Origin of the sequence: Longitalea luteola, from assembly GCF_017356035.1 — a bacterium.
Classification (GTDB): domain Bacteria; phylum Bacteroidota; class Bacteroidia; order Chitinophagales; family Chitinophagaceae; genus Niastella; species Niastella luteola.
This window is the reverse complement of record NZ_JAFIQX010000014.1, coordinates 19,222-31,664: the sequence shown is the minus strand read 5'-3', so window position 1 is coordinate 31,664 and position 12,443 is coordinate 19,222. Positions and strand designations below refer to the sequence as shown.

Genomic DNA, 12,443 nt, shown 5'->3' with positions numbered 1-12,443 from the left:
CAACAAATGTCGTTTTTATCGCCAGAATAGACAAAAAGGGCAAATTAGCGGTTTTATAGAAGTTATGCATATAAAATCCCATTAGAATGGGCACTGATTATACACCACAATAATTCGGTATATGGTTCCAGGTGCCCGCTTTTCAGTGCCTCCAGCCTTCGGTTAGGCTTGTTAACACCATTTTTTTGCAGTACGTTTGTGCCCATTTCGATAAAAAAAGGAGTTGATATGCAGCCCATTCAAATGGTTGATTTAAAGCAGCAATACGCAAAGATAAAAGCTGAAGTAGATGCGGCTATTCAGGAAGTGATCAACAGTACCGCTTTCATTCATGGAAAAGCGGTGCAGGACTTTGCTGCTGCCTTAAGTAAGTACCTGGGCGTAAAACATGTTATTCCCTGCGCCAACGGAACGGATGCCTTACAGATCGCTTTAATGGCATTGGATCTGAAACCGGGTGATGAAGTGATCACTCCCTCATTTACGTTCATTGCCACCACTGAGGTAATTGCCCTGCTGAACCTGACACCTGTTTTTGTAGAAGTTGATCCCAAAACATATTGTATCGATCCGGTTGCTATTGAAAAGGCCATTACACCTAAAACGAAAGCGATCATCCCGGTTCATTTATACGGCCATGCTGCGAATATGGAAGCCATACTCGAGATCGCCAACCGGCACAATATTCCGGTAATTGAAGATAATGCGCAGGCAATCGGTGGCGATATTCAATTGAGCGATGGCACCCGCAAAAAAACGGGTACATTGGGTACTATTGGTACCACTTCTTTCTTTCCTTCCAAGAACCTGGGTTGTTTTGGTGATGGCGGCGCCATTTTTACCAACGATGATAAGCTGGCTGAAGCTTTGCATATGGTGGCCAATCACGGTATGAAAAAAAGATATTACCATGAACGCGTTGGCTGTAACAGCCGGCTCGATAGCATACAGGCCGCTATTTTAAATGTAAAGCTGCCACTTTTAGATGAATACATTGCCGCACGCCGCAGCGCTGCCGATTTTTATGATAAGGCTTTTGCCGGCAATCCCAGGATCACGGTTCCTTACAGGGCGCCTTACAGCAGCCATGTATTTCATCAATATACTTTGTTGCTGGAAGGGGTAAACCGCGATGCCCTGCACCAGTTCCTGGCCGATCATGGCATTCCTTCCATGATCTATTATCCTGTACCCGCTCACCGGCAGAAAATGTTCGAGGCTTTTGGTGGTTCAAGGTTTGAGTTGAAGACGACAGACTGGCTCACCGAGCGAGTATTATCCCTCCCTATGCATACCGAATTAAGTATGGAACAGCTCCAATTCATTACCGGTAAGGTATTGGAGTTTATTAATAAACAGTAATGTTCAGGAAATATTAAAACAACCTTAAAATGAAAATCGCTGTTGTAGGCACAGGCTACGTTGGATTAGTAACCGGCACCTGCTTTGCTGAAACTGGTAACGACGTTACCTGCGTTGATATTGATAAATCGAAGGTGGAAAAACTTTCATCGGGCCAGATCACTATCTACGAACCAGGGCTTGAAAAACTGTTCATCCGTAATCTTAAGGAAGAACGGTTGCGCTTTACCACCAGCTTATACGAAGGTATCAAAGACGCCGAGATCATTTTCCTGGCATTACCAACACCCCCCGGTGAGGACGGAAGCGCCGATCTGAAATATATTTTGGGCGTTGCCAAAGACCTGGGCGAGCTTATGACCGATTATAAAGTTATTGTAGATAAAAGTACTGTGCCGGTAGGCACTGCTGAAAAAGTACATGCAGCAGTTGCAAAAACATACGTAGGGGATTTTGACGTTGTGTCGAATCCCGAGTTTTTACGCGAAGGGGTAGCGGTGGAAGATTTCATGAAACCCGACCGCGTGGTTATAGGCGCCTCATCTGAAAGGGCCCGCAAAGTGATGGGCGAATTGTATGCACCGTTCGTTCGTTCGGGTAATCCTATCATTTATATGGATGTTCGCTCTGCCGAGCTTACCAAATATGCCGCCAATTCATTCCTGGCTACCAAAATCTCCTTTATGAATGAAATAGCCCAGCTGTGTGAGCGGCTGGGGGCCGATGTGGATATGGTGCGCCGGGGTATTGGCAGCGACGAGCGCATTGGTAAACGTTTCCTGTTCCCCGGCATCGGTTATGGCGGAAGCTGTTTTCCCAAAGACGTACAGGCGCTGGTGAAATCATCAAACGAAGTAAATTATGATTTCAAGATCCTGAATGCGGTGATGGACGTGAATGAAAAACAAAAGCTGCACCTGATCCCCAAGATCAAAAGGTTCTTTAAAAATAATCTGAAAGGAAAAAGGTTTGCTTTATGGGGCCTGGCATTCAAGCCCAATACCGACGACATCAGGGAAGCACCGGCCTTATATATCATTGATGAACTGATAAAAGAAGGCGCTACCGTTTGTGCGTATGACCCTGAAGCGATCAATAACGTACGTGCATTGCTGGGTACTAAGATCGAATATGCCGAGAACCAGTACGATTGCCTGGAAGGCGCCGATGCCTTGGTCATTGCCACCGAATGGAATGAGTTCCGTACCCCTAACTTCCTGAAGATCGTAACTGCGTTGAGAAATAAAGTGATCTTCGATGGCCGTAACCTCTTCGAAACAGACGCTATCAAAGAATTAGGATTTTATTATGAAAGTGTGGGCCGCGCTATTGCCGAACCTGAAAATGGTGTAAAACAAAAATAAAATTAACCGATTCATGGCAAGAAAAAGAGTGCTAATAACCGGTGCTGCCGGTTTTCTTGGTTCACATTTGTGCGATCGTTTTATAAAAGAAGGTTTTCATGTAATAGGCATGGATAACCTCATCACGGGTGACCTGCGTAATATTGAACATTTATTCAAGCTGGAACAGTTTGAATTTTATCACCACGACGTATCCAAATTCATTCATGTTCCCGGCGACCTGCATTATATTCTACACTTCGCATCTCCTGCAAGTCCGATAGATTACCTGAAGATCCCTATTCAAACCTTGAAAGTAGGATCATTGGGAACCCATAACTGCCTGGGCCTTGCCAAAGCCAAAGGCGCCCGCATACTGGTGGCTTCTACTTCAGAGATCTATGGCGACCCCCTGGTACATCCGCAAAATGAAGAATACTGGGGTAATGTAAACCCGGTTGGCCCCAGGGGCGTATATGATGAAGCCAAACGTTTCCAGGAAGCAATGACCATGGCTTATCACACCTTCCACGGGGTAGAGACCCGCATTGTACGGATCTTCAATACGTATGGTCCGCGCATGCGGTTGAACGACGGCCGCGCCCTGCCTGCATTCATTGGCCAGGCATTGCGTGGTGAAGACCTCACCGTATTTGGCGATGGTTCGCAAACCAGAAGCTTCTGTTATGTAGATGATCTTATTGAGGGTATTTACCGGTTATTGCTCAGCGATTATCATTTGCCGGTGAACATTGGAAACCCTGATGAAATATCGCTGAAAGAATTTGCCGAAGAGATCATCAAACTTACCGGTACAACCCAAAAGATAGTTCATAAACCACTTCCTGTTGACGATCCCAAACAACGGCAGCCCGATATCACCCGGGCAAAAGAAATGCTGGGCTGGGCGCCGAAAGTTAGCCGCGCAGAGGGATTGAAAGTCACCTATGAGTACTTTAAATCGCTGCCGAAGGATGAATGGTTCAAACAACCGAAAGAATTCCAGGCGAAGAAATAAATTCCTGTAGCAAACGTTTACGGTAACGTATAACGCTGGTTTCAGTGTTATGCGTTGCATTATGTTTAATAATATACTATGAGTGCCTTTTCAAAAAAGATCATGATCACCGGTGGAGCCGGTTTTATTGGTTCGCATGTAGTGCGGTTATTCATAAACAAGTATCCCGATTATTTGATCGTAAATGCCGACGCTTTGACCTATGCCGGCAATCTGGAAAACCTGAAAGATGTAGAGCATGCTGCCAATTACCGTTTCGAACGGGCTGATATTACCGATGCAGCCAGCATCGAGGCCCTGTTTGATAAATATGCATTCGACGCAGTGATCCACCTCGCGGCTGAAAGCCATGTTGACCGCTCGATCATAGATCCGCTGGCATTTGTAAAGACCAATGTGTTGGGTACTGCTACCTTACTGCATATCTGCCGCAAATACTGGGAAAAATCACCCATGAAAATGGAGGGAAAACGGTTTTATCACGTTTCAACCGATGAAGTATATGGTTCCCTGGGCGAAGAAGGATTCTTCCGCGAAGAAACCCCGTACGATCCCCGCTCACCATACTCAGCCTCCAAGGCTTCATCAGATCATTTTGTAATGGCCTGGTACCATACCTATGGTTTGCCGGTGGTGATGAGCAATTGCAGCAATAACTATGGCTCTTATCATTTTCCGGAAAAGCTCATTCCTTTAATGATCAATAATATCCGGAATAATAAACCATTACCGGTATATGGTAAAGGCGAAAATGTGCGCGATTGGCTGTTTGTAGAAGATCATGCCCGCGCCATCGATGTGATCTTTCACCGCGGAAAAACAGGCGATAAATACAATGTCGGCGGTTTCAATGAGTGGAAGAATATTGACCTGGTCCATTTGTTATGTAAAATAATGGATGCCAAACTGGGCAGGCCGGAAGGAACTTCTGCCAAACTGATCACCTATGTTAAAGACAGGCCGGGGCATGACCTGCGGTATGCCATCGATGCCACAAAACTGAATAAAGAACTGGGCTGGAAACCTTCCCTGCAGTTTGAAGAAGGTTTGGAAAAAACAGTTGACTGGTACCTGCAAAACGAAGATTGGATAAAACATGTAACTTCGGGCGATTACCAGCATTATTATGAAGAGCAATACGCCAAGCGATAAATAATGCAATTTCTGATTTCGGGATTTTGAGATTTCGGGATTTCCTTGTTTCGAATAGGCCGGTAAATCTCAAACTCGCCAAATCGCAAAATCCAACAATCTCAAAATCTCAAAATAAGTAAGTAGTGCCTTTTATAGAAACAGGACTGCCAGGTTTACTGGTTTTTGAACCAATGGTATTTGAAGATAGCCGTGGTTTTTTTTACGAAGCATATAATCAAAAGACTTTCGGAAGCGCAGGTATTGAAAATCAGTTTGTGCAGGATAATCAATCCCGCTCATCGTATGGAGTGATCAGGGGATTGCATTACCAGACACCGCCCTACGCCCAGGCCAAACTCGTGCGTGCTCTGGCAGGTACCATCCTCGATGTGGTAGTTGATATCAGGAAAGGTTCGCCTGCTTTTGGAAAAGTATTCGCTATTGAATTATCTGCCGCCAATAAAAAGCAATTGTACATTCCGGCCGGTTTTGCACACGGCTTCTCGGTATTGAGCGAAACGGCTGAAGTGTTGTATAAATGCGATGAATTCTATAATAAGGCCAGCGAACAGGGCATTCTGTATAGTGATCCGGCCTTACAAATAGACTGGAAAATACCGGCGGATAAAGCCATCATATCTGATAAAGACCAGGTATTGCCTGTGTTTGCCAATTGTATCAATCCATTTGAGTTTAAAGGGTAATCTTTTATATGTCGCAACCAGTTATTGTAGTCACCGGCGCCAACGGTCAGCTAGGGCAGGAGTTACGGGTATTGGCCGCATCATTTCCTGATTTTACATTCATATTTACTACGCATCAAAATATGCCGGTAAATGATGAAGCTGCCGTACAAAAACTGTTTGCTGAACATAAGCCCGCGTATTGTATCAACTGCGCCGCTTATACCGCAGTTGATAAAGCTGAATCAGAACAGGAGGCTGCTTTCAGTGTAAATGCAGAAGGTACACGCATTCTGGCAGCAGCCTGTAAAACGTACAAGACCCGTTTCATTCATATTTCAACCGACTATGTTTTCAATGGGCAGTCACCCGTGCCCTATAAAGAAGAGGCGCACACAGATCCGGTGAACCTGTATGGCGCTTCCAAATTAAAAGGCGAACAGCTGTGTGTAGCCACTGATCCTTCGGCCATCATCATAAGGACCGCCTGGGTATATTCCTCCTTTGGAAAGAATTTTGTAAAGACGATGATGAAGCTGATGCAGGACCGTCCTGCCATCAATGTAGTAAGCGACCAGGTGGGTGCACCTACCTATGCTGCTGACCTGGCCGGTTGTATTATGCATATCATTACGAGGAGTCAATTGTCAGCTGCCGACTGGGTGTCTGGCATTTATCACTACAGCAACCAGGGCCGCATAAGTTGGTATGATTTTGCTGTTGCCATAAAAGAGTTGACGGACAGCCCCTGTGTTGTGAATCCTATTCCTACCGAACAATATCCCACGCCGGCCAAAAGGCCTGCATTCTCCTTATTAGATACTACCAAATTGCAACAAACATTTCGCTGTACCATTCCGGATTGGAAAGAATCGTTACAAAAATGTATTAACCTGTTATAAGTTCAAAGTTTTAAGTTCAAAGTTCAAAATTATAAGTTCAAAGTTTTAAGTTTTAAATCGATTGACGATTGTCGATTAACGATTGACGATTGACGACTGACGATTGCCGATTGACTCCGCGTATTGGTGTATTTCATTAGCACATTAGCATATTAGCACATTAGCGTATTAGCAGATTATTACATTGCATTCCAGCCGCTGCTAGCAACAATTCATATCCCCGTTTTGGCATTCCATGTTGACGATGGAAGATCGCCTTTCGTTACCTGCTACATTTGCCGCCGCATACCGGTTATAAATTCCACCGGAACAATCCAATGATCCTGTAAGTGATCATGCGCAGATTACATTTCATTCTTACAATGCCCCGACACCCGGAGCGATCAATCATTTATTATAATTAGTTGACCATGAGACCATTTTGTACGCTTTTATTTGTTTTATTAAGTGTGTTAGGTGCCGCACAAACAACACCCACTGTGCCGGCCAGCAACCTGCGATATGCAAACATCGATGGCGCCAGCATGACCATTAGTTTTGATGCGGGTAATGGCGCTACCCACCTGGTGGTAGTAAAAGAGGGAAGTGCGGTTACCGGTTTACCTGAGAATGGTAAGGAGTATACAGCCAACGATGAATTTGGAACGGCCGGTACTGAGTTTACAGCGCCTGGCGAGTATGTTGTGCAAAAAAGCAGCTGGACAAGCGTGTCATTAAAAAAATTGAAGCCTGGTACTACTTATTATGTGGCGGTATTTGAATACAATGGCACCGGCGCCAATGCCAGATACCTGATGGTGCCGCTGGCCGGCAGCAAGGCAACTGTAACAGCCCCGGATGTACAAACCAGTAATGTGACCGTTTCTGAAATAATTGGCAATTCAGTAAAACTGAACTGGATGAACGGCAATGGCGCAGGCAGGCTTATTTTGGCCCGTAAAGCATCGCCTGTAAATGCTGAACCGGTTGATCTGAAAGCCTATGCACCTTACAGCTCCGGTGAATTTGGCACCGGTAATATTATTAATGGCGACAATTACACTATTTACCGAAGTTCCGGCGCGGCTACAACCGTTACCAGGCTGGAACCCAACACTACGTATCATTTTTCATTTTTCGAATACAATGGCAGTGCAACGCCGATGTATTTGAAACCCGCTTTGACCACCAGCGTAACTACCCATGCCGGACCCACGAAACCAACACAAACCCTGCTGTTTTCCGCTATTGAAGGCAACCGGTTAACGATCAATTCTTCGGCAGGTAATGGCAGTAAGCGATTGGTCATTGGGCGCAAAGGGTTTCCCGTTACGGCAACAGCTATGAACGGAACGGCTTATTCAGCCAGCACGGTCTTTGGTTCAGGCCAGGAAATAGCGCCCGGTGAATTTGTAGTAAGCAACTCTTCTGCAACCGGCATTACCGTAACTAACCTGGAACCGGCTACGGTTTATTATTTCCGCATGATAGAGTTTGATGAAAATACAAGCGGTTATACTTATTATTTAAATACGCCAAAAGATGGCAGCAGCAGCACCGCTGTGGCGCCTGTAACCATAGCCACCAACCTGAAAGTGACGGATATCACCGGTTCAACCGCCAAGGTTTCCTTCACACCCGGCGGCGGTAGCTACCGGCTGGCCGTAGTAAAAGAAGGAAGCGCCGTAAATGCCGTTCCAAATGACCTTACCATTTACAGTGGTAACGGAAACTTTGGTACCGGTACCCAGGTAGCACCGGGGAACTATGCAGTGGCCGGGCAAATGAATGGCGCCAGTTTTAACCTCAGCGCACTGAAAGCGGGATTCACCTATCATGTTGGGATATTCGAATTCAATGGAACCAATCATCCCGTATATAACAAGACGCCGGCGACCATCAGCTTTTCCATTCCGCTGGAACCTACGCAGGCGGCCAGCGCTTTTCAGCAACAATCAAAAGATGGCGACAGGATGCGCGTCCTATGGACGAATGGCAATGGCGGAAAAAGAATAGTGATTGCCCGTAAAAGCATGGCAGTAACTTATAAACCGGTTGATGGTACGGCCTACACAGCCAATACTGTTTTTGGTGCGGGAACAGAAGTAGCACCTGGTGAATACGTAGTATATGATGGAAACACCCACTATTTTGATATGACCGGCCTCGAGATCGGCGCAAGCTATCATTTTGCCGTGTTTGAATATAATACGTCAGAAGCCGGCGAAAATGATTATTTGACGGCTTCTTATTTAACAGGTAATGCAGCCACCAATACCTGGCCCACGCAGCAATGTATAGTGAGCGCAGGCAGTATCCAGGGGTCACAGGTTACCATTCAATTTACGGCAGGCAATGGCAACAGCCGGGTATTTTATATGAAAGCAGGTACGCCGGTTGATGTTGATCCATACGTTGTATCAACCAACACCGGGTATAGCAACACCTATGGATCCGTACAGGTTGGCAGCACCGGTAATTACCTGGTATATCGGTCGAACAGCGGCAGCGGCAACTTTACAGTAACCAACCTGGCGCCTAACACGACGTATCATTTGTCGGTATTCGAATACAATGGGTCTTCAGCGCCCGCTTACCTGCAACCCGGAAACAGCATCAGTTTTACGACAACCGATGTGCCGGGAGCTACCGTGCCTACCGTAGCTGCTTCAGCCCCTGTTATGTCAGCCGTAGAAGGCAATAGGTTCACTTTCAAATGGACTAACGGAAATGGCACGGGTAGGATCGTTGTTATGCGCGCTGCCCATGCGGTAAGCTTTACTCCGGCGAGCGCCACGAATTACACCGCCAATGCATCTTTTGGCAGTGGCGCCAATCTGGGAAATGATCAGTATGTAGTGTACAATGGAACAGGAAATACTGTAACAGTGACCAACCTGTTGCCCGCCATGACTTATCATCTGACTGTTTTTGAATACAACGGTAGTGGTACTTTGCAGCGTTATTTAACAAGCAGTGTGCTGGCTAGAAGCGGCGCAACAGCGGCAGCGCCCACCATTGCTGCCAGTAATGCCATGGTTACTTCAACCACCAACAGCATGACCATTAACTGCACCAGTGGCAATGGCGACAACAGGATGGTGGTACTAAAAAGAGGCAGCAATGTGATGGCTTCGCCTGCCGACCTGAGTGTCTATCCGGCCAACAGTGTTTTTGGGTCTGGCGCCCAGATAGGTATTGGGGAATATGTAGTATATGCAGGCGCCGGCAACCAGGTTACTGTGACTGGTTTAACAGCAGGTGATGTATATTACTTTAAGGTTTTTGAATACAATGGATCAACAGCGCCGGTGTATAATACCACCAGCGTATTGAGTGGCAGTCTGACCACAGGCACGTTACCGGTAACCTGGTTGTATTTTAATGCCGCCCAAAAGAGTGACGCCATATTACTCACCTGGGGAACATCAATAGAAACAAACACGAAGAACTTTATTGTTGAAAGAAGTCCCGATGGTATCAACTTCCGGGAAGTAGGCCGTGTGGCCGCCAGCGGCAACAGCAGTGGTGATCAGCATTACAGTTTCAGGGATGCTGTTCCCTCACAACAGAAATGGTTCTACCGGCTGAAACAAATGGATATTGATGGTGTTTACACCTGGTCTAAAGTCGTGACGGTGCAGGCAGGGGAGCAGGCATCGGCGCGTTTACAAGCCAACCCCGTTCAAACGACAATGCAAGTTCAATTGCCCGATAATGGCCAGAACGCAACCCTGATGATCTATAACGGTGCTGGTGTACTGATGCACAAACAGATCATCAGTAATAGGCAATCAGTGAATGTACAACAGTTGCCCGCGGGTTTGTACTATGTGCAGGTCAAGCATGGGGATAAAAGGTACAATTTGAAAATGGTAAAACAGTAACTCCCTACCCCCTAAATGGGAGCCGGAACCAAAGGGGAATTGACAATAGGCAATAGACAAAGGGCAAAAACGCAAGAGGCCTTAGGCAATAAACAATAGACAAAAGGCAAGGCAAAAAGCAACAGTACTATGCTTTTTGCCTTTGTTTTTTACTGGAAATTAGCGAAGCCTAAAAGAAGTAAGTCTGCTTGTAATATAACTTTGTCAATTGTCCATTGCCAATTAGTGCTTGTGTATTGCGGGATGGGGGGATAAAAAAGTCCCGCTTTGTAGCGGGACCCTGGTTTCCGTACTGAGGATATTACTTATTTGATGGCTGTTATGGCTGTGCCCCCATGTTTGCTCTCCGTTTTTACAATGCCGAAGCCTGGTGCAAACCATTCTGTTCCTTCAATATTAAATGGCATTCCAATGCCCATCGTTTTTATAGTGATCTTGCTCTTATACGTGATCTTGAAACAATCCCAGGTACCCGCCGTTGTTGTTACACTTTCCTTACCCACTACCGAACGGTCGCTGGTAACCATATGTACGTTCTGTTTCATACCTGAGTTGTCTATCGACATATCTAAAGTGGCATCTTTTAATTTGTCGCCTGCTTTCATGTTCACCGGGTATTCAATATAAATTTTATCGGCCTTTACATCTGCCTTCGAGAATTGTTCCTGCTGGGCCTGGGGCAATTGCATTTTCATGTCAACCATCATCACGCCGTTGTTGCAAACAATTTCACTGTGCCCTTTGGCAATCGATTTTCCTTTTTTGCTGAACATCTCGGAATTAACTGTGGCCGTAGTGTTGCCGCCGCTGTTGTTGACGTTGGATACTGTGTACACCTGCTTGCCATTGGGTTCGCCTTTTTTATCGTAGATGGTCATTTCAATGGTCTTGTCTTTTTGAAGAAAGTAGTAGGTGTTGCAATCCTGACCCGGACTGGTATAGGAGAGCAAGCCACTGCAAGCGGCAATTAAGAAGGTTGATCGCATAAACATTAATTTTGGTGTTACAGGTTATAACAAAGTAACAACCAAAATGAGTACCAGATAATACCCTGTTCGTGGTAAATTGATTCGTGCAATGCAGGACTTAGAAATGCTTAATGGATTTAGTCCTTAGGTATTCCAGTTGTTCAGTTATTCAGTTATCCAGTTATTCAGTTATTCAGTTAAGCAATTGATCTTGACTCAAAAGCTTATGAACTTGAGAACTTATGAACTGAATAACTTATGAACTGAATAACTTAGGAGCTTAATAAGTCAACAATGAAGATTATTTGTTTAAAGTAGAGTCTCCTTGTTTTCTGCGGAAAGGTGTCATCCGATTGACGATCTCTTTAATGACCGTATCAAATTTTTGCAATTGATCGGGGCGGCAGATAGCCCTTACTTTTTGAAAATGGCGGAATGTAACGATATCGAGTTTTTTCTGCAGTTCGGCAATTTCATTACTGCGCTCAAGTAACATCGAGTCTGAAGCATCCGGTTGATTCAACAGGTCGAAGAAACTTTTTTTCGCATTGCGCATCGAATCCATTACCGGCTTTTGAATAGCCATCACAGAATCGCGCAGTTTCCAGTAGGCAGCTTCCTGGGCAGCATCGAATTTCATCTGGTCTACCATAAACTGGCCCATTCTTTTTTTACCGGATTCACGGCTATTATCGCGGTCAGGTTTTTTTATCCAGTAAATAGAAAGCGTGGCAATATTGGTTAAGAGTAAGATCGCTACAAGTACCAACAGCCATTTTTGTCGTGGCGGCCTCATCATGGTTCCAGGGAATTTTCATTGTATACAGGGTACACACCTGCCGGGTATTCAGCAGCTACCTGCTGACCTGCTTCAATAGTGCTGCCGGACGCAGTTTCGTGTTCCCACATTTTTAATACAGTGGTAGCATTTGCAATGATAATAACAGCTGCAATCGTTAAAGCCAGTACGGGCCGGGTAAGCCAACGGCCGAGCGGGCCGCCCTGGTCAAATTCCTGCTCCATCCTTCCCTTCAGACGGGTATACATAAAGTCAGGCGCTTTGGCCCGCTGTATCCCATCCAGGCTGTTCAGCACCGCATCTATCCGGGAGTCGTTATTTGAATCGATTGACATATATCTAATTTACGATGTAAACTTATACATTTG

At 45.6% G+C, this 12,443-nt stretch carries 10 protein-coding genes; 7 read left to right on the top strand and 3 right to left on the bottom strand.

Annotated features, from left to right (window positions below):
* Nucleotides 1–228: 228 nt before the first annotated feature.
* From JUB15_RS25375 to JUB15_RS25345, 7 genes are all read left to right on the top strand, one after another.
* Nucleotides 229–1,362 carry a DegT/DnrJ/EryC1/StrS family aminotransferase gene (locus JUB15_RS25375; protein WP_207515468.1) on the top strand — a complete coding sequence of 378 codons (1,134 nt, stop codon included), beginning with the start codon at nt 229–231 and terminating at the stop codon, nt 1,360–1,362.
* A 29-nt stretch (nt 1,363–1,391) separates the two neighbouring features.
* Entirely contained in the window at nt 1,392–2,726 is a 1,335-nt protein-coding gene (locus JUB15_RS25370) for a UDP-glucose dehydrogenase family protein (RefSeq protein WP_207515467.1), read from the top strand.
* A 13-nt stretch (nt 2,727–2,739) separates the two neighbouring features.
* On the top strand, nt 2,740–3,723 hold the full coding sequence (locus JUB15_RS25365) for a UDP-glucuronic acid decarboxylase family protein (RefSeq protein ID WP_207515466.1): 984 nt from the start codon (nt 2,740–2,742) through the stop codon (nt 3,721–3,723).
* A 78-nt stretch (nt 3,724–3,801) separates the two neighbouring features.
* Nucleotides 3,802–4,875, top strand: coding sequence for a dTDP-glucose 4,6-dehydratase (gene rfbB / locus JUB15_RS25360; RefSeq protein WP_242696512.1), 1,074 nt, complete (start codon nt 3,802–3,804; stop codon nt 4,873–4,875).
* 125 nt (nt 4,876–5,000) lie between these two features.
* Complete coding sequence (gene rfbC / locus JUB15_RS25355; protein ID WP_207515465.1) at nt 5,001–5,561, top strand: dTDP-4-dehydrorhamnose 3,5-epimerase; 561 nt, start codon at nt 5,001–5,003, stop codon at nt 5,559–5,561.
* 8 nt (nt 5,562–5,569) lie between these two features.
* Nucleotides 5,570–6,442, top strand: coding sequence for a dTDP-4-dehydrorhamnose reductase (gene rfbD / locus JUB15_RS25350; RefSeq protein ID WP_207515464.1), 873 nt, complete (start codon nt 5,570–5,572; stop codon nt 6,440–6,442).
* Between the two features lie 410 nt (nt 6,443–6,852).
* Complete coding sequence (locus JUB15_RS25345; protein WP_207515463.1) at nt 6,853–10,308, top strand: T9SS type A sorting domain-containing protein; 3,456 nt, start codon at nt 6,853–6,855, stop codon at nt 10,306–10,308.
* A gap of 305 nt (nt 10,309–10,613) precedes the next feature.
* Here the strand turns inward: JUB15_RS25345 and JUB15_RS25340 are convergent, their stop codons facing one another.
* The 3 genes from JUB15_RS25340 to JUB15_RS25330 form a co-directional block, all read right to left on the bottom strand.
* Entirely contained in the window at nt 10,614–11,294 is a 681-nt protein-coding gene (locus tag JUB15_RS25340; protein WP_207515462.1) for a TapB family protein, read from the bottom strand.
* A 283-nt stretch (nt 11,295–11,577) separates the two neighbouring features.
* Nucleotides 11,578–12,075, bottom strand: a complete 498-nt coding sequence (locus tag JUB15_RS25335) for a hypothetical protein (protein ID WP_207515461.1) — start codon at nt 12,073–12,075, stop codon at nt 11,578–11,580.
* Nucleotides 12,072–12,410, bottom strand: a complete 339-nt coding sequence (locus JUB15_RS25330) for a hypothetical protein (protein ID WP_207515460.1) — start codon at nt 12,408–12,410, stop codon at nt 12,072–12,074. The genes JUB15_RS25335 and JUB15_RS25330 overlap by 4 nt, the downstream gene beginning before the upstream one ends.
* Nucleotides 12,411–12,443 lie beyond the last annotated feature (33 nt).